Genomic DNA, 20,996 nt, shown 5'->3' on the forward strand with positions numbered 1-20,996 from the left:
GGGCCGGCCCGGGATTCCCCGGACCGGCCCCCTCGCCGGGTGACGTCTGTCCTAGCCGCGCGGGGTGAGCTCCGCCATCGGACCCCAGCCGGTGCCCGGGACCTCGACGTTGATGATCTCGGGCGTCTTGGCGATCACGTCGGGCATCCATGCCATGGCGGTCTTGAAGTGCTCGGAGTTCACGTGCTCCTCGCCGGCCCGGGCGTCCTTGAAGGCCTCGACCAGGACGAACTGGTGGGGGTTGTCCACGCTCTTGGACCACTCGTAGAAGACGTTGCCCGGCTCCTGCCGGGTGGCCTGCGTGAAGTCGTCGACGAGCGTCAGCCACTCGTCGCTGCGCTCGGGGCGGACGGTGAATTTGACGACGATGAAGATCATGGAGTGCTCCCGTTGCTTCCGGACGGTGGGCTCGGCGGCCGGGCCGGGTGGCCACGCGCGTGACCCGGGGCCGCCCCGCCGCGTCGTGGCGGGGACGTCCCCGCCACAACCTCCACCATCCTGCCGGGAGGGTCGCCGGACCGCGCAGCGGAAGGGCGGGGATTCCGGCCCTGCCGGAAAATCGGGCCCCGGCCGCGGCTCACGCCGGGACGAGCCGCAGTGCCTCGGTGGTGGCGGTCGTGGTCATCGCCCAGTCGCTGATGTGCCGGTGGTCGTCGTGGCGCTCCTGGCGGTAGCGGCCCGCGGAGACACCGTAGGCGCGCTTGAAGGCCGTGGCGAAGGCGAACTGCGAGGTGTAGCCGACCCGTTGGGCCACCGCCGCCAGCGGTGCGTCGCTCTCGCGCAGGAGGCTGGCCGCGAGCGTCAGCCGCCACCAGGTGAGGTAGGTCAGCGGGGGCCTGCCGACGAGGGTGGTGAACCGGCGGGCGAACGCCGCCCGGGACAGTCCCGCCCGGCCGGCGAGGTCCGCCACCGTCCACGGCAGCGCCGGGTCGTCGTGGACCGTGCGCAGCGCGGCGCCGATGGCCGGGTCGGCCAGGGCCCGGCACCAGCCGGTGCCCGGCCGGGCGGACCGTTCGTCGAACCAGGCGCGCATCAGGTAGATGAGCAGCAGGTCCAGCAGCGCGGGCAGAGTGGCGTCCGTGCCCTGCCCCGGTGACCGCAGTTCGTCGCCGAGCAGGGTGACAGTCGCGCGCAGCGACGGGTGGCGTCCCTGGTGGGCGGGCAGGTGGATGACCTCGGGGAAGTCGGCGAGCAGGGGGTGCGCCCGGGTCTGGTCCAGCCGGTAGGCGCCGCAGAGCAGGACCAGCGGGGCGTGGGACGGGTCGGCCTGCGGGTCGCCGCAGGACACGGCCACCGCGTCGGACGGCATGTCCGCCGGGTCGTCGCAGCCGGTCAGCGCGTGGGGCGTGCCGTGCGGCAGGAACACCACGTCACCCGTGGCGAGCGGGATCGGCTCGCCGCCGCCGTGGGGCAGCATCAGACAGCTCCCCCGCAGCACCACGTGGAATCCGGCGCCCGCGAAGGGCTCGATGTCCGTCCGCCATCGTCCCTGCCTGCCGGAGAGCGCCGAATAGGGCCGCCCGGTGCGCAGGGCGGCGACGGCGTCGCTGAGTACGTCCATGAGGTGAGTATGCGGAAGACCGCGTCGCGCTCCGCCCACCCGGCAGCCACTGAGACGATGGCGTATAGATCGGGCACGATCACTTATTGGCCGTCTCGCGCTCGCTCTCTAACGTCGAGGGCATGCAGACAATCACCTTGGGCGCGGTGGACATCACCCGCGTCGTCGAATGGCACGCCCCGGTCGCCCCCACCTCCGCCATCTTCCCCGGCAGCACCCCGCAGATGTGGCGGGAGAACGAATCGCTGCTGGTTCCGGACTTCTGGACGCCCGGGACCGACGAACTCGTGGCGAACGTGCAGACGTGGGTGCTGCGCAGTGAGGGCCGTACGATCCTCGTCGACACGGGCATCGGCAACGACAAGGCCCGGCCGCACATGCCCGCCTGGTCACACCTGCGGACCGACTTCCTCGGGCAGCTGGCCGCCGTCGGGGTCCGCCCCGAGGACGTGGACATCGTCGTGAACACCCATGTGCACTCGGACCATGTGGGCTGGAACACCCGGCTGGTGGACGGCGCGTGGGTGCCCACCTTCCCGAACGCCACCTATGTGATCGCCAAGGCCGACTTCGACTACTGGAATCCGGTCAACAACCACCCCAAGCGGGGTTCTCTCGGCGGTGTCGGCGTGGCGCTGGCCGGCGGTGACATGTTCGAGGACAGCGTCGCGCCGGTGCACCGGGCGGGTCAGACGCTGTTGTGGGAGGACGAGTACCGCATCGACGCGCATCTGAGTCTGCGGCTCGCCCCCGGGCACACCCCGGGGTCGTCGGTACTGCAGTTGGCGTCGGGCACGGAGCGCGCCCTGTTCATCGGCGACCTCGTGCACAGCCCGCTGCAGTTCGTCGAACCCGACTGCGACACCTGCCTGAGCGAGGACCAGGAGGAGGCCATCCGATCGCGCCGCCGGATCCTGGAACAGGCCGCCGACACCCGCTCCTTGGTGTTCCCGGCGCATCTGCCGGGCCACGGTGCGGCCGAAATCCGCCGCGAGGGCAGCAAGTTCGCACTGGAGCGCTGGGCGGCGTTCGACCGGACCCGCTGAAGCCCGCGCCACGGTGCTCCGCGGGGGTCCCGCACGGGCCGCGACGGGGCGACGGACCCGGCTCCGAGCCACCCTTCCGGGGCCGGGCCCGGCTCCGCGCGGGCCCCGACGGCGGCGAGGGCGGGCACCGGGCCGGGGGCTACTCCATTCACCGACTGTCCGTCACCTGACGCGCAGCCAGGTGCGGCAACGGCACCTTCCTGGACGAATGCTGACGATGAATTTCCCGGCGTCGGTCCCGGCCGCCACGGGACTGCGCCGGCCGGGGCCGACGCCACCCGGACGGCTCACAGACCGCCGTGGCGCCCGGATGACGCACGAGAAAACTCCCGATTGCGGGGGACGGGGGCCCGACGCAGGGTGGCGTCAAGATCCCCAACTTAAGGAGTTCTCCATGGGCGCTACTCGCGGGACCAGCCTCTTCGTCGTCGGTGCCGTCCTGGGCTCGCTCGCCCTCGGAACGGCGGGCGGCACCGCGGCCGCTACCGCACGATCGGCTGCCCCGGGCGCGGTGGACACCGCCGCGTCCGCCCCGACCGCCGACGAACTGCGCAAGGCCGCCGGCGAGGCCCTCAAGGCCATGGACGAGGACGAGACCCTCCAGGAGGCCGCGGAGACCGTGCGGCGCTGCTCCGCGGCACCCGCCCTCCCCGAGGAACCGGGGCGGGACTGCGTCGAGACCGAGCACCACCACGACTCCCTCCTCAGAGCCCGGGCCGAACTGGAGAAGCAGGCGGCCGAACCGGCCCCGGACCGCGGCGTGATCATCAAGGCGGTGGAGCTGGCCGACGCGGCCAGGAACGGGCTGCTCGCCCGCCAGCCCAAGAGCGGGCCCCAGGACGGCAGCAGGGACGGCGCGACGGACGCCGTCGGCGGTCTGCTCTCCGTCGTCACCGGTGTGGTGAGCGGACTGCTGGGGACCGTCACCGGCTTGGTGGGCACGGTGACCGGACTGCTGACCGGCCTGGTGGGCGGGCTGCTGGGCTGAGGCCGCCGGCCCACAGGCGGGGCTCCTCCCCGGCAGGAGCCCCATGCCGGGCGCGGCCCTTCTCACCCCGCCCCGGTGGTCAGGCGCGGGGCCAGGTCGTCGGCGTCGGGCAGGCCGAGGCCGTGGAAGATGCCATGCGCCTTCCGGAAGCAGACCGTCGCCTCGCCGGTCCGCCCCTGTGCCGCGTGGGCGTGGCCGAGCTGGGCGAGTGCGCGACCGAGGAAATAGCCGTCGCCGTGCCGCTCGGCGATGTCACGGGCCGTCTCGGCGTACTCGGCGGCCTCGGCCGGCCGGCCCGCGAAGTTGTACGCCTGGGCGAGCGCCCCGAGCAGCAGGGACTCGCGGTACAGGGAGCCCGTCTCCCGCCACAGCCGCAGACTCTCGTGGAGGCAGTCGAGGGACTCCTCGGTGCGGCCGGTCCACAGGCAGACCTGCGAGAGGTTGTGCAGCGCGTTCGCCTCCCCGGCCCGGTCGCCCGTCGCCCGGGTGAGGGCGACCGCTTCCCGGGCGGTGGTCACCGCCTCCTCCGGCTCCCCCGTGGCCAGCTGTGCGAGGGCGAGGAAGCCCAGGGCGTAGGCCTCGCTGCCACGGCTGTGCACGGCCCGGCTCAGCGCGAGCGCCTCGGTGAGCATGTCGTGCGCGGCGGTGAAGTGGCGGCGGGCGAGCGCGCAGCCGCCGAGCGCGATCAGCGCGGGGCCCAGCAGCGCCCGGTCCCCCGCGGCCCGGCACAGCTCGATCACCCGCTCGAATTCGGGGACGGCCGGGCCGAGTTCGAAGCGCTGGCTCACCGCGCCGCCCAGCATGTACCGGGCGCGGGCTTCCGCCCTGGTGTCACCCGCCCGTTCGGCGGCCTCGCACACGGCCCGGGCGGCGCGCTCCAGGCCGTAGGGCCGGGCGCCCACCCGGCCGAGCGGGTCCACGGCCACCAGCAGATCGGCGCAGACGGCCAGTGGCACCCGCCCGTCGCGCGCGCCCTGTTCGATCACACCGAGGAGGGACGCCTGGGTGTCCACCAGCCAGCCCGTGGCCTCCTGCTGGGTGGCGAAGGCGAGTCCGGCGGAGGGGGGCGGGGCCAGGTCGCCGGAGAAACCGGGGAACACATCGTCCGGCATCGTCGTGCGGTGGGCGTTGCGGGCGGTGGACAGGAGGAAGTGGAGCAGCCGGGTGAGCGCCGCCGTCCGCTCGCTCTCCGGTGTCTCCTCGGCGGCGGCCTGGCGGGCGAACAGCCGCAGCAGGTCGTGGTAGCGGTAGCGGCCGGGCGAGAGGGACTCCAGCAGGTTCAGGTCGACCAGAGCCTCGCACAGCTCCTCGGCGACCCGCCACGGCCGGTCCAGGACCGCCACCGCTTCGGGCAGCGTCATCTCGGGTACGTCCGGCAGGGCCAGCAGCCGGAAGGCACGGGACTGTTCACCGTCGAGCAGGCCCGCGCCCAGCCGGAACGTGGTCTCCACCGCCGCGTCCTCGACCCGTAGCACGCGGAGCCTGCGCCGCTCGTCGGCCAGCAGCGCGGCGGTTTGCGCGAGGGTGCGGTCCGGGCCGGCCACCAGCCGGGCCGCCACGATGCGCAGCGCGAGCGGCAGCCCGCCGCAGGACTCGACGACCTCCGCCGCGGCCTGCGGCTCGGCGTGCACCCGCTCCTCCCCCACGATGCGGGCGAGGAGCGCCAGCGCCTCCCGGGGCACCATCGGACGGAGGTCCACAAGGGTGGCGCCGGTGAGCCCCGCGAGGCGTGAACGGCTGGTCAGCAGCACGGCGGTGCCCGGCGAGCCGGGCAGCAGGTCGCGTATCTGGGCCAGGTCGCGGGCGTTGTCCAGCACGACGAGCACCCTGCGGCCGGCGAGCCGGGAGCGGTAGAGGGCGGCCCGCTCGTCGGGCAGCGCCGGGACATGGCCGGCGGGGACGCCCAGGGCGCGCAGGAACCGGTCGAGTACGTGCATGGGTTCGGCGGGCCGGGGGTCGGTGCCGCGCAGGTCGGCGTACAGCTGGCCGTCGGGGAATCGGTCCCGCGTCCGGTGGGCGACGTGGACGGCGAGGGTCGTCTTGCCGACGCCGCCCATGCCGCTGATGGCGCTCAGCGCCACGATCCGGCCGCTGTCGAGGGCCGCGCACAGGCGGGCGACGCCTTCCTCGCGCCCGGTGAAGTCATCGGTGTCGTAGGGAAGTTGGGCGGGAAGCGGGGAGGTGGCGGCGAGCCGCAGCAAGCCGGCGGGGTCCGCGGGGCCCGGTTCGGCGGCCAGGACGCGTCGTTGCAGACGGGCCAGGCCGGGGCCCGGCTCCACCCCGAGCTGGTCGGCCAGACAGCGGCGGGCGCGGGCGTAGACCTCGAGCGCGTCGGCTTGGCGGCCGGCCCGGTACAGCGCGGTCATCAGCAGTTCCTGGATCCGCTCCCGCCAGGGGTGTTCGGCCGCGAGCACGCCGAGCGCGGCGATCGCCGCGGTGTGCCCGCCGAGTTCGGTCTCCACTTCCCAGCGCTCTTCCAGCACGGTCAGCCGCCGCTCGGTGAGCCGGCCGCGCTCGGCGTGCGCGTACGGGCCGGGGACACCCGCCAGGGGCGCCCCGGCCCACAGGGCGAGCGCCGAGTCGAGCAGTTCGCGTGCTTCTTCCAGGCGTCCGGCGGCGCGGGCCCGCCCGGCGTCCGCGGCGCGCTGTTCGAAGACGGCGAGGTCGAGTGCCCCGGGCTCCGGGCGGAGGGCGTAGCCGCCGTCGGCCGAGACGAGGACCCGGGCCCGGCCGCGGGGGCCGCGTCCGGGTTCGAGCAGGCGCCGCAGCCCGGAGATGTGGGTGCGCAGCGCGCCCGCCGCGCGGGGTGGCGCGTCGTCTCCCCAGACGGCGCCGATGAGTTCCCGCGCGGACGCGGGTCTGCCCGCGCGCAGCACGAGTGCGGCGAGCACGGCCTGGGTGCGGGGTGCGCTCAGGGGCACATCGTGCTCGCCGTGCCAGGCCCGGAGCGGGCCGAGCACGGCGAAGCGGAGTGCGGGCGGGCCGCCCGGGGCGGGATCCGGGGTGGGGGGCGCGGTCATGGTGTTCTCCGTGGTTCGGGACAGCCCGGGGAAGGCCGGAAGTCCGATGGGGAGCGAGCCGGGGAGTTCGATGGGGGAAGCCGGGAGTCCCGTGGGGGGGCGCTCGGCCGTGGGCGCTGTCGCTAGTCGACGGGCCGCGCGGCCGCTTCCTCGCGGGCGCTGTCACCGGCGCTCTCGCGGGCGCTGTCACGGGCCAGGAGTACGCGCAGGTCGTCGGCCTCCGGGACGCCCAGGCGCAGGAAGATCTCGTAGGCGGCGAGCCGGCTCGCCCGCGCCCGGTCGGGGTGGTGCAGCAGATCGAGCGCCTGGCCGAGGACGGCGAACGCCTTGGCCAGGCCCCATGCGTCCCGGACCTCCTCCAGCGTGGCGACGGCCCGCTCCGCATGGCGGACGGCCCGCTCCGGGGCCCCGGCGGCCAGGTCGTTCTCGGCCATGCGGAAGAGAGTGAGCCCTTCCCACAGCCGGTTGCGGTGCGCGCCGAAGAGGGTCAGCGCCTCGGTGAGCCGGGCCGCCGATTCCTCGGTCCGGCCGGTGCCGGACAGGACGATGCCCAGTTGGTACAGCGCGTGGCCCACCAGGTGGGTGCTGCCGAGGGCGCGGTGCAGGGCGAGACCCTCCTCGGCCACCATGAGGGCCGGCTCCCGGTGGCCGAGAGCGAGATACACCCGGGCGAGCGCGCCGAAGGCGTTCGCCTCGCCGAACCGGTCACCGTTCGCGCGGAAGACGGCCAGGGCCTCGGACAGCCGCTCGCGCGCCGCATCGTGACGGCGCATGTGGTGGTCGCACCGGGACAGTTGCACCAGACAGTCGGCGGTGGTCAGCGGGTCGTCGGCGGCACGGCTCAGCGCCAGCGCCTCCCGGCAGACGGGAACGAGCTCGACGAGCCGGTCGGCGTGGTAGTACACCGAGCCGAGGACGAGATAGGCGCGGCCGGCGCTGCGCCGGTCGGCCGCCCGCAGCGCCCCGGCGATCACCGCCCGGGCGGCCTGCTCGAACTCGTGCCCGTGTGCCCCGTACTCGAACAGGCCGTCCATCATGAGCAGCAGGTCGGCGGCGGGGCCGACGGCGGGGGACGCGTCCGCGACCGTCTGGCCCACCGCCGCGAACAGGCAGGACGCCTCGGCGAAGAGCCAGTCGCGGGCGGCGTCGGCGCTGTCGAAGGTGAGGCCGGGGGCCGGGGAGGCGACGTCGCGGCGGCCCGACCCGGGGCTGGTGAGCAGATGGGAGGCGCGCGCCGTGGCGACGTAGAACTCCATGAGGCGGCGCAGCGCGTCGGCCCGCTGCCGCGGCGACTCCTCGGCTTCGGCGCGCACACGGGCGAAGAGGCGCAGCAGGTCGTGGAAGCGGTAGCGGCCGGGCGCCGGGGACTCCAGCAGGCTGGCGTCCACGAGCGCCTCGCACAGCGGTTCGGCTTCCCGCTCCACGAGGCCGAGGACCGCCGCGGCGGCGGCCGCCGAGATGTCCGTGCCGTCGGGGAGGGACAGCAGCCGGAAGGTCCGCCGGGCACGCTCGTCGAGCTGGTGGTAGCCGAGGGCGAAGGCGGCCTCGACCGCCAGGTCCGCGACGCGCAGCTCGGCCAGCCGGTGTTGCCGGTCGGCGAGCCGGTCGTTGAGGGTGGCGAGGGTCCACGTGGGGCGGGTGGCGAGCCGGGCGGCCACGATCCGTACGGCCAGCGGCAGGAAGCCGCAGGCGGAGACCAGTTGGGCGGCCGGTTCCGGCTCCGCCTCGGTCCGGTCCGTACCCACGACCCGCCCCAGGAGGGTGACCGCCTCCCGCGCGGTCATGACGTCGAGGTGCAGCAGGCGTGCGGACGGCAGGTCGCCCAGCTTGGCGCGGCTCGTGATCAGCACGGCGCACGAGGGGGTCCCGGGCAGGAAGGGCCGGACCTGGTCGGCGTCCCGGGCGTTGTCCAGCAGGATCAGCACCCGGCGGTCGGCCAGCTGGGTGCGGAAGCACGCGGCCCGCTCGGCCAGTCCGTCGGGTACGGCCGCGTCGTCCACGCCGAGCGCCCGGAGGAAGGAGCCGAGGACGGTGGCCGGGTCCGCCGGGTGTTGCCCGGTGCCCTGGAGATCGGCGTAGAACTGCCCGTGCGGGAAGTCCTCACGGACCCGGTGGGCGGCGTGCACGGCCAGGGCGCTCTTGCCCACCCCGCCGATGCCGGAGACCGCGACCGTGACGACCGCCTGCGGACGCTCGGGGACGAGGGCGCGGCACAGCTCGGCGACGGTCTCCCCGCGGCCGGTGAAATCCGCCAGGTCGCCGGGGAGTTGGGCGGGGACGGCCCGCTCCTCCGGGGTGACCGGGCCGGTGTCGGGGGCCGGCCCGTCCGGTGCTGCGGCCAGGATCCGCCGCTGGATCCCGACGAGCTCACGGCCGGGTTCGAGGCCGAGCTCCTCCGACAGGGCCGTGCGCGTCTCCTCGTACACGGCGAGCGCCTCGGCGCTGCGGCCGGCGCGGTGCAGGGCGATCAGGCGCAGCGCGCACAGCCGCTCGCGCAGCGGGTGCCGGGCGGTCAGCTCGGCCAGCTCCCGCAGGACGGCCTCGGAGGCGCCCAGCTCCAGATCGAGTTCGAGGCGGGTCTCGAGCGCCATCAGTCTGCGGTCGGCGAGCCGGTCGCGGCGGGAACGCACCTGGGCGCCGGTCAGACCGAGCAACGGCTCGTCGGTCCACAGCGCGAGCGCCGACCTCAGCAGGTCGCGGGCCTCCGTGAGCCGTCCGCAGGCCCGCGCGCGGGCGGCGGCGGCCACCTGGTCCTCGAACCGGGCCACGTCCAGCGCCTGCCGGGGTATCCGCAGGGCGTAGCCGTCGGACACGGACACCAGGAGCCGCGGGGCCACGCCCGGTCCCCGCTCCGGCTCCAGCAGCTTGCGCAGCCGGGAGACGTACGTCCGCAGCGCTCCGACGGCGCGGGGCGGCGGGTCCTCGCCCCAGATCGCGTCCACGAGCTCGGCGGCCGAGGCGGCGTGCCCCTGGCGCAGCAGCAATTCCGCGAGGAGTGTCCGCTGTTGCGGGGAGCCGAGCTCCAGGGCCTCGCCGTCGCGCCAGGCCCGCAGTCGGCCGAGTACGGCGAATGTCAGCCCGCCACCGTCGTTGACCATGCCTGTCCCCCAAAACCGCCGGACGCGGGCCGTTCCCGACCGAGCACCCGTTTCCCCGTTCAGTGCTCTGCACGCGGTTCCCCCCGGCACGCGCTCAGGGGCGAATCGTAACTCCGTGCTGTTCGACGAGCGCTGGACGACATGGGAAAGCGCAGGTCACGGGGGTTCAGAGGGGCGTTTTCAGCCAGGGTCCGGCATGCGGACAGGGCCCGCCGTCCTCTCCGGCAGCGCTCGGCCGCCACGGTGACGCCGCCGTGACGGGCGGGTGACGAGGTCCTCACTAACCTCGGCCGGGCCCAGTGGCCGAGCAGCAGGCACGGAACCAGGGGCACGCGGAGGGTTGCCCATGGCCGAGGCGGAAATCGTCGTCCAGCTTCGTACGCAGTCGCCCACCGAGCTCGCGGGGCCCGTCGGGGCCGCGCGGCCGGCGGACCTGCACGGCTGGCTGGCAGGGCGGTTCGGCGTCACCGCCGAGCCGCTCCACCCGGGCGGCGGCGACCCGGACTCGGCACGGTGGCTCAGGGTCGGCGTCCCCGCCGGCGCGGACGCCGAGGCCGTCGCGGCGGCCCTGCGCGCCCGCCCGGACGTCGAGGCCGCCTATGTGAAACCACCGGCAGACCTTCCGTAACGGGCGAAGGAGAGTGCTGTGGCACAGCGAACAGGTGCGGGAAACGGCGGGGGCGGCACGGCCCCTCCGCCCCAATCGCCTTCCGGGCGCGCCGAGCTGGTGTGCGTGACGCGCGCCGGTGCGGGTGTACGGATCACTCCTACCGGCGCGAGCGCCGACTCGGATGTCTCGGTGAGCGCTCTGCACGCCGTGGCCGCCGAAGCGGACGTCGTCATCAGTCCGCTGTTCGGCGCGGACCAGGACAGGCTGCTCGCCCAGGCGGAACGGGCGGCGGACGCACCGCCCCTCGACGACGACGCGCGCGAGGTCATCGACAGGATGGCGCGTTTCTACCAGGTGTCCGCCCCGGCCGACCGGCTGGAGGAACTGGCCGAGCGGCTGCGCTCCTCGGACGCCGTCGAAGCCGCCTACGTCAAACCCGGGGCGCAGCTCGCGACCCGGGAGAGCACGGCCAAGGCGTCGAAGAAATCGGGTACGGCCGGCGGAGCGGGCACCGGAAGCGAAGCGGTCCCGCCCCTCAACGACATGGTTCCCGCCGCGGCGGACGCCCCGCCCGTCACCCCGGACTTCACCGCCCGCCAGGGCTATCTCGACGCCGCACCGGGCGGGATCGACGCCCGCTACGCCTGGACGCGGCCGGGCGGCCGGGGCGCGGGGGTCCGGGTCATCGACTGCGAGTGGGGCTGGCGCTTCACCCACGAGGACCTGCTGAACAACCAGGGCGGCATCGTCTCCGGCACGGGCAGCACCGACACCGCGTTCGTCAACCACGGCACGGCCGTCCTCGGCGAGATCGGCGGGGACGTCAACACAATCGGTGTCACCGGCATTTCGCCCGACGCGGTGACCAGCGCCTCCGCGTTCTCCATCGCGACCTCCACCGCGATCCGCAACGCGGCCGACCGGCTCGGCCCGGGCGACATCATCCTGCTGGAGATCCACCGGCCCGGTCCCAACGCGACCGGCTCCGGCCAGCAGGGCTTCATCGCCGTCGAGTGGTGGCCGGACGACTTCCTGGCCATCCGCTACGCCGTCAACAAGGGCATCGTCGTGGTCGAGGCCGCGGGCAACGGCGCGGAGAACCTCGACGCCGCCGTCTACGACACCCCGCAGCCCGGCTTCCCCGCCTGGTGGCGCAACCCCTTCCGGCGCACCGCGCTGGACGCCGGCGCCGTGATCGTCGGCGCCGGGGCACCACCACCGGGCACCCACGGCGCCAACCACGGTCCCGACCGGTCGCGGCTGGACTTCTCCAACCACGGTGCGTGTGTGGACGCCCAGGGCTGGGGGCGGGAGGTGACCACCACCGGGTACGGCGATCTGCAGGGCGGCACCAACCAGGACCTGTGGTACACCGACCGGTTCAGCGGCACCTCCAGTGCCTCGCCGATCGTCGTCGGCGCGCTGGCCTCCACCCAGGGGGTCCTGCGGGCCCACGGCCGGATCCCGCTGTCCCCGGCGCGCGCCAGGGAGCTGCTGCGCGCAACCGGCTCGCCGCAGCAGGACGCGCCCGGCCGTCCGGCCACCCAGCGCATCGGCAACCGTCCCGACCTGCGGCAGCTGATCCCGGCCGCGTTGCAGACGGCCACCTGGGTCGGCGTCCAGTTCCGGGGCACCCTGGCGGGCAACCGGACCGGCCGTTGGTTCACCTACAACTGGCCCGCCCACTGGCACGTGGTGTGGACGGTCCAGCCGACCAGCGTCCGCCCCGGTGCGCCCCAGGTCCGCTGGCGGGTCCGGGTCGAGCGGGCCAGTGACGCGTATGCGACGTACTGGATCGACGTGACCAACCTCGTGGCCGACCCGGTCGACTTCGAGGCCCGGTTCGCGGTCCTCGGCTGGTGACGGCCGGCCGGTGAGTGCCGGACCGGACACGTCAGGCCGGGAACGTCGGCATCAAGGGATGCGGGATCGGGAGATACGGGATCGGGAGAGGAAGCAACGATGCGAGTAGGAACGCAGTTCACCGGAACGCTGGGCCCCGGGCAGACCGGACGCTGGTTCACCCACAGCTGGCCCCAGGAGTGGCATGTGATCTGGTACTTCATGCCGACGTCGCCCCAGTCCGGGGCCCCGCAGATCGAGTGGGAGACCACGGTGGAGCGGGCGTCCGCCACGGCGGTGACCTACTGGCTGACGGTGAAGAACATCAGTGGCGCGCAGATCAACTTCGAAGGCCGCTACGCGGTCCTCAACTAGTCCTCAGCCTCGTCTCACCCAGGGAGCCGTTCCATGAAGGTGCACATCACGGTCGCGGACGACGGCGGGCCCCCGGGCACCGCGGCGGTCACCACCCCGGCCACCGGCCCGGAGGCCACCGATGCCGGGGCCGCACCCGGCGCGACGGCCGGGGAGCCGGCCGCGGGCGCCGCCGGTCAGGGCACCGACGGGGGCGCGGCCCCCGGCTGGCTGACCGACCTCGTCCGGCTCGCCGACGCCGGTCGGGTGCCCCGGCCGGACGCCCCCGCGGGCCCCGGCCAGGAGGCGGGCAGCCAGGACGCGGGTGCCGCACCTGTCTCCGGCTGACCCGGGGACAGGAACGGAAAGGAAAAAGGGGTGCGGGGCGGTGGCGGAACGGACGACTGCCCCGCACCCCCGCCGTCCGCCCCGGGCACGGGTCCCGCGCGCCCGGCTCACCGTCACCTGTCGGCCGACCAGCCGTAAGGCGCATGTTCCCGGGCCTCTCACGTCACCGACTGTCCCTTGGCATGTGCCCCCAAACTCGGGCATCCTCGTCGTGGGGACCGGGACCGACGGGCACAGACCGGGTTCGTCACGCCGACCGCCCCCCAGTCAGGCAGCGCCAGGACGCGGCCGCCGCGCGGCACGTGCCGCGGGCGCCCGGTGGGGGGAGCCATGACCGATACACGGGGGAATTCCGACGTCCCACGCCAGCTGACCGCCGGGGAGCGGCACGCGCCCGCGCACCGGCCGGCGCAGCGGACGCCGGGCCGGGTCACGGTCGCCCTCCTCGGCGGATTCCGGCTCACCCTCGACGGCCGTGATGTGGAACTGCCGGGCGGGGCGCAACGGTTGGTGGCGGCCCTCGCGCTGAGCGGTCGGATGAGCCGCAGCCGACTGGCCGGGACGCTCTGGCCGGAGACCGAGGAGCACCGCGCCCTGGCCCGGCTGCGGACCGGTATCTGGCGGGTCAACCAGGCGGCCCCGGAGCTGGTGGTCACCGCCGTCGGTGAGATCGCCTTGCACACGCGCGCCGAGGTGGACGTCCGCGACGTGGTCGACCGTTCGCTGCGGGTGCTGCACGGCGGCGAGGTGGATGCGACGGCGTGGTCCCCGGGCGAGGACGCCGGGGATCTGCTGCCGGACTGGGAGGACGAATGGCTCGCCGACGCCCGCGAGCGGCTGCGCCAGATGCGCCTGCACGTCATGGAGACCGTGGCCGAGCGGCTGTGCGAGACGGGCTCCTACGGCCTCGCCATCGAGGTCGCGCTGACCGTGCTGCGCGCCGACATGCTGCGTGAGAGCGCGCACCGGGTGCTGGTGCGCGTCCACCTCGCCGAGGGCAACCTCGGCGAGGCCTGGCGTGCGTACGAGACATGTGTGCACGTCCTCGACCGCGAGCTGGGCGTACGCCCCACCCGGGCGACCAGCGATCTGCTCGCGGGCCGCCCACCGGGGGTACGACGGCGGGGGCTGAGCCATCCGCACTGAGCGCCCCGGCGCACAGGGTTCAGGCGCGGCTGAGGGCAGCGGCGCCGAAGGAGACGTCGAAACGGTCGCACCAGATGCTCACGCTGGTGTACCGGTCGAGGTCGAGCCCGGCGGGCAGGACATAGTTCTGGTCACCCTTGTTGCCCTTGAGCTTGCCGAGGCTCACGTGCGCCCCGTCGTCGAAGACCCGCCACCCGGCCGTGCCCTTCTTCACCGGCGCGTCGGCGACCAGGACCCGCAGATCGGGTCCGTTGCTGGTGTCGAGGTTCTCCAGTCGCAGCACGCGGGTCCCGTCGGCCAGGCGCAGGATCCGCACGCTGCCGCTGGTCGCGTGCTCGTGGCTGATCAGCTCCCCGGAGGCGAGGGTCCGCGCGGTCGCCGCCCCGGCGGCCGGTGCGTCCGCGACGGCGGGCAGCGCCTCCCGGACGGTCTCGTCGACCCACAGCTTCCACGGCTGAAACCAGAAAACCCCCGCCCCGACCGCCACCAACCCGGCGACCAGCACCCCGATCACGACCCGCTTGCTCATGACGCGCCGTATGCGTCCCATGTCCGTCTCCTCACACCCGCTGTGCCTTCATCCATTCAACGGCCTGCGGGGGCGTGGACCTCCTGGATTTCGATGACGAAAGTCTTACGGCGGCATCGCGAGGGGTGGTGACCTCGGCTCCAGCGCGCCGGCGCAGGCCGGTTCCTCCGCGCGTGGCCGCGGCCAAGCGGAATTCCGCACGGGGTGGAGATCTACCTGGCGCAGCTCTGGCTGAGGTGAACGTAGGTGCCCACCCACCCGGTTCCCCTTGATGCTCGGCCGGGGACCAAGGCATGCGACACGTTGGGTGAGCAGAATTGTCGGCGTCGGACAAGCCTCAGTGGTTGAACGTCTCGAAGGTGACGACTGCGGTGTCCTCGCCTTCCCAGCGGACGTCCACCTTCACCTTGTCTGCCTGAAGGCTGCCCGGCGGTCTGAGGATGTCAAGGGTGAGCCCTTCCTTCCGTTCCACCACGCTGTCGGACTCCACCCCGCCCGGCTGATCCCGCTCTCCGGAGAGCGAAGCGAGCCAGGGGCGGGCATCGGCGCGCGGCATGCGGAAGGTACCCGACTGGGTGTGGCCCGCGAGGCCGCCGCTGAGCTCGGTGCACCGTTGGTCGCCCGCGTGGTCGGGAAGCACCCAGCCCATGGCGTACATGGCCTCCGTGCAGGCCATCGGGCGTTCTTGAAAACCTTCGTGAACGGTGTCCTCGCCCCCGGTGAAGGCGTACGTCAGGCCACCCACGGCTGCAGTCGCGGCCAAGGCGACGAGCCACAGCGCCTTGCGGCGCTTCGGACGAGGGACGGGCGCTAAGGTCTCTGCGGCTATAGGCATCTGGAAAGTATGGCCCCATCGGTATGGCCACGGTTCAACCCAGGCGGCAGTTCAGGCCCCGGCCAACCGGTTCACGGCGGTGACGACCGGGGCCGTCCCGTCCTCCGCGCGGATGCGGGTGCCCAGGGCACGGGCCCGTTCCCGGTAGGAGGGATCGGTGGTGACGCGCAGCAGTGCGGCGGTCAGGGCGTCCGTGGTGATGCGGCGCAGCGGTACGGGCCGGGGTGCGACGCCCAGGGCGGTGAGGCGGGCTGCCCAGAATCCGGTGTCGAGCTGGAGGGGGAGCGGCACGGCGGGCACGCCCGCGCGCAGGGCTGCCGCCGTGGTGCCCGCTCCGGCGTGGTGCACCACGGCGGCGGTGTGCGGGAAGAGCGCGGCGTGCGGGAGTTCGCCGACGGTGAGCATGTCGTCGCCGTCGGCTTCCAGCCCGCTCCAGCCGCGCTGGATCACCCCGCGCAGCCCGGCCGCGCGCAGGGCCCGCACCACGGTCACGCCCAGCCGTGCCGGATCGGGTACGGGGATGCTGCCCAGCCCGACGAAGACGGGCGGCGGACCGGCGGCCATAAAGTCCTGGACGTGCGGGGGCAGTGCGGCGCCAGGTGGGTCGTGCTGCCACCAGTAGCCGTCGACGGTCAGTTCCGGGCGCCAGTCGCGGGGGCGGGGGACGACGAGGGGGCTGAAGCCGTGCCGGACGGGCCAGCGCTGCCGTTCGCGGGTGCGGCGGGCGGCGCGGGTGCTGCTGGGCGGCAGGCCGAGGCGGTCCCGCAGGGTGCGGGCGGTGCCGGAGTAGACGGCGTCAATGGCGACGTTCGCGGCCCGTGCGGCGATGCGGTTGCCGACCGGACCCAAGGAGCGGCAGCTCATGACGCTCGGGGCGAACTCGCGGGTGGGGTGCAGGGGTTGGAGGTAGACGCCCATGGCGGGCAGTCCCAACCCCTCGGCGAGGGTGTGCCCGAGCAGCTGCAGCGAGCTCGACACGAGCAGGACATCGGCCTTCTCCGCGCCCGCCAGCAGGCCGTCCGCCATCTGCCCCGCGCCCTGCCGGGCGAGCGCGAAGGCCCGGACCCGCTGCTCCACATCGTTGGCACTGCGCCGCAGCGCGCGCCCCCGCGCACTGTCCATCTCCGCCCGCGGGTCCACCGGCAGCGGATGGAACCCGATGCCCGCCTCCTCGGCGAGGGGCGCGAAGGGGGCGTGGGTGACCAGGGTGACCCGGTGCCCGGCCCGTTCCAGGGCGTGCCCCAGCCCGGTGTAGGGAGCCACGTCACCACGCGAACCAGCGGTCAACAGAGCCACTCTCATGCGCGGCAGTATGTCGCACCCGGCAACTGGCGTCAGCGGATTGGCAGTACAGCTGTTCGGGGCTCGTCATCGACACTCGCGGCCTAGGCCCGGCTGCCCCAGCGGACGACGTGTTTTGAGGGGGATCGACGGAAGCCAGGTCACCAGTCCTGCCCGGGGGGAGACGGCGAAGGCCAGCACCGCGGACGCCGCGCAGATCACCACGACCGCGCCGAGCTCGATGGCGGTGGTCCAGCCGATGTGGTCAGGGACCGGCCGGGCCTGGAGGCGCGGGCGCCGCCAGAGGGTGAGGAACAGCGCCAGGTGCAGCAGGCTGATCAGGGCGATGGTGGCGGCGTAGACGGCCACGGCCTCCGGCTCCGCACCACCGCACTCGGACAGCAAGGCGGTGGGGAACGGCAGCAGCGCCACCGCGCCGAGGCCGGCCAGTGTCAGGCGCACCACCAGGGTGTCGGTCCGCCGCACTCGCTCAAGGATCTGCCGCTGATCGCGCCAGAGGGCCCGTCACGCTAGGAGACGAGCGCCCCGGCCGACCGACGGCCACGCACCGCCGTCACCCGATCTCAGCAGTGGCCCTTCTCCACACAACGAGTCCAGAGCATCAGGCACCCGCCCATCACTGGCCCACCCTTCCGTCAATGCGCTCGCGCAACAGGTCGGCGTGCCCGCAATGACGGGCGTACTCGTCGATCCTGTGCACCATCAGCTCCCGCACCGCGATCCCGTCCTTCCCCACCCGCTCGCTCAGGTCCGGGTGCTCGGCCAGCGCGGCGTCGGTCGCGGCCTGCTCGCGCTCCAGATCGGCATACGCGGCGTCGACCACGGCCTGCTCGGCGACAGCCGCGTCGAAGTCCGCGTCGCGCTCGCCGTACAGCTTCGGCAGCGGGTCACCGTCACTGATCCAGTTGCGCCAGTCCCGTTCCACCTCGGCGAGGTGCCGCATCAGGCCGAGCAGCGACATCGTCGACGGCGGAACCGACCGACGGGCCAGTTGCTCCGCGTCCAGGCCCTCGCACTTCATCCGCAGGGTGAAGCGGTAGTTCGTCAGGAAGTCCTGCAGCGTGGCGAGCTCACCGTCCGGACTGGGACCTTCGCTGTTGCGGGGGTCGTCGTCCGGATCGGCCCACATGTCGGGGTGGACGGTCGCCTGGCTCCATCGCGCGGGTTGGTCACTCATGCGTTCCATCTTTGTCCGCCCCGGCACCAGCTCGCTACCAGCGAAAAACGCCCATGATCCGTCGGCCACTGGGCAGTTGGCCCCACCCGCACACAAGAACCGTTGGTGGAGCAGGCCCCCGCAGGGATACGGGGGACAGCCGGAGGGTTCACGGACGGGCGCGTCACTAGCGTCTGGACGCATGACATCCCTACGGCACAGCGAAAGAAGAGCCTCCTTAGGCAGGCGCGGGCGTGGCGCGGCGGCGTTCGCCGTGGCATCGGTCGTCCTGACACTCACCGCCCCCTCCGCCGACGCGGCGGGCCCGCGCGGCCCGCGCACCTCGTCCGCCGGATGCGACACCGCGCGCGGCGCGGTCGTCGAGTCCCTGGGCGTCCTCACACAGCGCCACGGCTTGGCGGGCGCGGCCGTCGAAGTGGTCGACGGTCGCTGCGGGACGTGGGGGGCCGCCCGGGGCGTGGCCGATCTGGGCACCGGGCGGCCGATGAACGCCACGGACCGGCTGCGGATCGCCAGCGTCAGCAAGACATTCGTAGCCACGGTCGTCGTGCAGCTCGCCGCGGAGGGCCGGATCGGGTTGGACGCGCCGGTCGAGCGCTATCTGCCGGGGCTGATCCGGGGCAACGGCCATGACGGTCGCACGATCACCGTGCGGCAACTGCTCCAGCACACCAGCGGAATCGCCGACCACATGAAGGCTTTCACCAACCGGCCCGTGAACGAGTGGCGCTACCGGCACTTCGAGCCCCGCGAACTGATCGCGACGGCGCTCAAGCTGCCGCGCCCGGACAAGAAGTGGCACTACTCCACGACCCACACCCTGATCGCCGGGCTCATCGTCGAGAAGGTCACCGGGCGTGGCGTCGAGGCGGAGGTGACCCGTCGGATCATCAAGCCGCTCGGCCTGCGTGACACCTACTGGCCGGGCGACGACATCCGCATCCGGGGCCCGCACTCACGCAGTTACTTCAGGGGCGCCGACGCACCGGACGGCACACGTCCGGCCCGGGTCGACGGCACCGAGTGGAACGTCACCCTTGGTGGCGCGGGTGGCGCGCTGGTCTCCACGCCCTCCGACGTCAACCGGTTCTTCGGCGCGCTGTTCGGCGGCAAGCTGCTGCCGGCGCGGTGGCTCGCCGAGATGAAGCGCACCGTCCCCGCCGACCCGGAACGGCTCTGGCCCGGTGCCCGGTACGGGCTGGCCCTGGTCGGCTCTCCCTTGGAGTGCGGCGGCTGGTGGTGGGGGCACGGCGGGACGACGCCCGGCGGGCACCAAGCGCTGGGCGCGGTCGGCCCCGGCGGCCGGAGCATTTCCCTCGCCCTCAACGAGGTGCCCGGCACCGCACAGGCCGAAGAGGACTTCCGTGCCGTCGTGAGCACCGCCTTCTGCGCCGACCGCACCGAGCGCACCGACCACGTCAAGGAGGCTCCGTGACCGTCATCGGCTCCGTCGCCGCCCGCCGCGCCTCGGCCGTGGGACTCGCCCTCGTCGCCTGTCTCACCGCGAACCCCACGACCCCCACGGCTTTCGCTTCCGCCGAGCCGACGCCCGGGGCCGGTCTCGACCGCTACTACCGGCAGCGTCTCGACTGGGGCAGCTGCGTCCAGGGGCCCGACGACACCACGGGCCGCGATCTGGAGAAGGCCGGGGCACAGTGCGCGGAGGTGACCGTGCCGCTCGATTACGCCGATCCCCGGGGCCGTACGATCACCGTCGCGATGTCCCGGCTCAAAGCCACCGACACACGCCGTCGCGTGGGTCCGCTGCTGATCAACTTCGGTGGCCCCGGCGGGACCGCCCTCGGCGAGCCGCCGGCCCTCCGCAAAGCGATGAAGGACGTCGGCGCACGCTACGACATCATCGGCATGGACCCGCGCTTCGTCGGCCGCAGCACCCCACTCGACTGTCACTGGCCCGTGGGCCACTCCGTCTTCTCGGCCGGCCTCGGCCGGGCCGGCTTCGACCGGCAGGTCGCCCTCCACCAGGGCCTGGCCGCGAGGTGCCGTGCCACGAACGCCTCTGTGCTGCCGCACGTCAGCACGCGCAACACGGCCCGCGACATGGACGTCATCCGGGGCGCGCTCGGTGAGCGGAAGCTCTCCTACCTGGGTTACTCGTACGGTTCCTATCTGGGCACCGTCTACACCCAGATGTTCCCCGGCCGCCACGACCGGGTGGTTCTCGACGGGGCGCCCGACCCGCGCCGCTACAACCCCCGGCTGATGCGGGGCGTCGAGCGGGAGAACGAGCGGGCGCTCGCCGACTGGGCGGTCTGGGCGGCGAAGAGACACGCCACCTACGGCCTCGGCCGCACCCGCGCCCAGGTGCTCGCCACCGTCGACCGTGTCGTCGAGGCGTCCGCGCGCGGACTGGCCCTCGGCACCGCCCCCGATGTCTTCCGGGTCGACGACACCCAGGTGCCGACCCTGATCTTCGGTGGGATCTCGGAGGACACGGATTCCGCGCGGGCGGCGGTCGGTGAGCACCTGTCCGTGATGGCCAGGGCCGCGAAGGGCATGCCGACCCGGCTCTCACCGGAGTTCAAGGAGTATCTGAAAGCGGTGGTGACCGGCGCGAATTCACCCACCGGCAGTGTGCAGACAGCCATCCTGTGCGGGGACGTCGCCGCACCGCGCGACCCCGAGCGCTACTGGCGCGACATCGAGCGCAGCCGTGCCGCGCACCCGCTGTTCGGCCCGCTGACCAACAACATCGGCCCGTGTGCCTTCTGGGACCGTCCGCGCGAGGAGCCCACACAGGTGCGGCAGGACGCCCCGGCACTGATCGTGTCCGCCACCGGCGACCCCCGCACCCCCCACACGGGCGCCGTGGCCCTGCGCGGCCTGCTGCCCAGCTCCAGGCTGATCACCCTGGAGGGCGCCAACCAGCACGGGGTCTACGGCTACTACGGCAGCACCTGCGTGGACGAGAAGGTCAACGCCTACCTGGCCACGGGCGAACTCCCGGCGGCCGACGGGACGTGCGTCAAGCAGACCCACTGACCACCGCGCCCGACCGGCCCGAGGCGGCATCACGCTCAGCGTCCGCTCCTTGACTGCGCGCTCACACCCGGGCGCCCGACATGCACGCTTCGTACGTGCGTGCGAGCCTGGGAGCAGCTCATCATCCGAGATCCGCT

At 73.6% G+C, this 20,996-nt stretch carries 18 protein-coding genes; 9 read left to right on the forward strand and 9 right to left on the reverse strand.

The annotated features are described in order from the left end of the window. Window positions 1-51: 51 nt before the first annotated feature. Together AB8O64_RS03660 and AB8O64_RS03665 are read right to left on the reverse strand one after the other, a co-directional pair. Complete coding sequence (locus AB8O64_RS03660) at window positions 52-378, reverse strand: putative quinol monooxygenase (protein WP_356456511.1); 327 nt, start codon at window positions 376-378, stop codon at window positions 52-54. Between the two features lie 199 nt (window positions 379-577). Beyond that, complete coding sequence (locus AB8O64_RS03665; protein ID WP_370417824.1) at window positions 578-1,561, reverse strand: AraC family transcriptional regulator; 984 nt, start codon at window positions 1,559-1,561, stop codon at window positions 578-580. A gap of 122 nt (window positions 1,562-1,683) precedes the next feature. Here AB8O64_RS03665 and AB8O64_RS03670 point away from each other — a divergent pair, with 122 nt between their 5' ends. Further along, window positions 1,684-2,607 (forward strand): MBL fold metallo-hydrolase, encoded by a 924-nt coding sequence (locus AB8O64_RS03670; RefSeq protein WP_370417825.1) that lies wholly within the window; start codon window positions 1,684-1,686, stop codon window positions 2,605-2,607. A 394-nt stretch (window positions 2,608-3,001) separates the two neighbouring features. After that, window positions 3,002-3,595, forward strand: coding sequence for a hypothetical protein (locus AB8O64_RS03675; RefSeq protein WP_370417826.1), 594 nt, complete (start codon window positions 3,002-3,004; stop codon window positions 3,593-3,595). Between the two features lie 62 nt (window positions 3,596-3,657). Here the strand turns inward: AB8O64_RS03675 and AB8O64_RS03680 are convergent, their stop codons facing one another. Beyond that, on the reverse strand, window positions 3,658-6,615 hold the full coding sequence (locus tag AB8O64_RS03680; protein ID WP_370417827.1) for a BTAD domain-containing putative transcriptional regulator: 2,958 nt from the start codon (window positions 6,613-6,615) through the stop codon (window positions 3,658-3,660). Between the two features lie 122 nt (window positions 6,616-6,737). After that, window positions 6,738-9,713, reverse strand: coding sequence for a BTAD domain-containing putative transcriptional regulator (locus AB8O64_RS03685; RefSeq protein WP_370417828.1), 2,976 nt, complete (start codon window positions 9,711-9,713; stop codon window positions 6,738-6,740). A 346-nt stretch (window positions 9,714-10,059) separates the two neighbouring features. Here AB8O64_RS03685 and AB8O64_RS03690 point away from each other — a divergent pair, with 346 nt between their 5' ends. The 5 genes from AB8O64_RS03690 to AB8O64_RS03710 all read left to right on the forward strand — a co-directional run bounded on the left by AB8O64_RS03690 (window position 10,060) and on the right by AB8O64_RS03710 (window position 14,013). Beyond that, on the forward strand, window positions 10,060-10,341 hold the full coding sequence (locus AB8O64_RS03690) for a hypothetical protein (protein ID WP_370417829.1): 282 nt from the start codon (window positions 10,060-10,062) through the stop codon (window positions 10,339-10,341). Between the two features lie 171 nt (window positions 10,342-10,512). After that, window positions 10,513-12,186: a S8 family peptidase gene (locus AB8O64_RS03695; protein WP_370417830.1), complete on the forward strand. Its 1,674-nt coding sequence runs from the start codon at window positions 10,513-10,515 to the stop codon at window positions 12,184-12,186. A 99-nt stretch (window positions 12,187-12,285) separates the two neighbouring features. Next, the gene (locus AB8O64_RS03700) at window positions 12,286-12,540 is read left to right on the forward strand and encodes a hypothetical protein (protein ID WP_365375451.1); all 255 of its coding nucleotides are present in this window, start codon (window positions 12,286-12,288) and stop codon (window positions 12,538-12,540) included. A 33-nt stretch (window positions 12,541-12,573) separates the two neighbouring features. Next, complete coding sequence (locus AB8O64_RS03705; RefSeq protein ID WP_370417831.1) at window positions 12,574-12,867, forward strand: hypothetical protein; 294 nt, start codon at window positions 12,574-12,576, stop codon at window positions 12,865-12,867. Window positions 12,868-13,197: 330 nt separating this feature from the next. Beyond that, complete coding sequence (locus tag AB8O64_RS03710; protein WP_370417832.1) at window positions 13,198-14,013, forward strand: BTAD domain-containing putative transcriptional regulator; 816 nt, start codon at window positions 13,198-13,200, stop codon at window positions 14,011-14,013. Window positions 14,014-14,032: 19 nt separating this feature from the next. On the opposite strand, the gene AB8O64_RS03715 is transcribed toward AB8O64_RS03710, so the two are convergent. The 5 genes from AB8O64_RS03715 to AB8O64_RS03735 all read right to left on the reverse strand — a co-directional run bounded on the left by AB8O64_RS03715 (window position 14,033) and on the right by AB8O64_RS03735 (window position 17,865). Further along, the gene (locus tag AB8O64_RS03715) at window positions 14,033-14,563 is read right to left on the reverse strand and encodes a DM13 domain-containing protein (RefSeq protein WP_370417833.1); all 531 of its coding nucleotides are present in this window, start codon (window positions 14,561-14,563) and stop codon (window positions 14,033-14,035) included. Window positions 14,564-14,879: 316 nt separating this feature from the next. Further along, window positions 14,880-15,377 (reverse strand): hypothetical protein, encoded by a 498-nt coding sequence (locus AB8O64_RS03720; protein ID WP_370417834.1) that lies wholly within the window; start codon window positions 15,375-15,377, stop codon window positions 14,880-14,882. 51 nt (window positions 15,378-15,428) lie between these two features. Beyond that, complete coding sequence (locus AB8O64_RS03725; RefSeq protein WP_370417835.1) at window positions 15,429-16,679, reverse strand: glycosyltransferase; 1,251 nt, start codon at window positions 16,677-16,679, stop codon at window positions 15,429-15,431. Between the two features lie 66 nt (window positions 16,680-16,745). Further along, window positions 16,746-17,144 (reverse strand): hypothetical protein, encoded by a 399-nt coding sequence (locus tag AB8O64_RS03730; protein WP_370417836.1) that lies wholly within the window; start codon window positions 17,142-17,144, stop codon window positions 16,746-16,748. A gap of 151 nt (window positions 17,145-17,295) precedes the next feature. Beyond that, window positions 17,296-17,865, reverse strand: coding sequence for a DinB family protein (locus tag AB8O64_RS03735; RefSeq protein ID WP_370417837.1), 570 nt, complete (start codon window positions 17,863-17,865; stop codon window positions 17,296-17,298). A gap of 244 nt (window positions 17,866-18,109) precedes the next feature. Here AB8O64_RS03735 and AB8O64_RS03740 point away from each other — a divergent pair, with 244 nt between their 5' ends. Together AB8O64_RS03740 and AB8O64_RS03745 are read left to right on the forward strand one after the other, a co-directional pair. After that, window positions 18,110-19,291 (forward strand): serine hydrolase domain-containing protein, encoded by a 1,182-nt coding sequence (locus AB8O64_RS03740; RefSeq protein ID WP_370417838.1) that lies wholly within the window; start codon window positions 18,110-18,112, stop codon window positions 19,289-19,291. Beyond that, window positions 19,288-20,859, forward strand: coding sequence for an alpha/beta hydrolase (locus AB8O64_RS03745; protein ID WP_370417839.1), 1,572 nt, complete (start codon window positions 19,288-19,290; stop codon window positions 20,857-20,859). The genes AB8O64_RS03740 and AB8O64_RS03745 overlap by 4 nt, the downstream gene beginning before the upstream one ends. Window positions 20,860-20,996: the final 137 nt, after the last annotated feature.

It is taken from the genome of Streptomyces sp. QH1-20 (assembly GCF_041283565.1).
GTDB lineage: Bacteria > Actinomycetota > Actinomycetes > Streptomycetales > Streptomycetaceae > Streptomyces > Streptomyces syringius.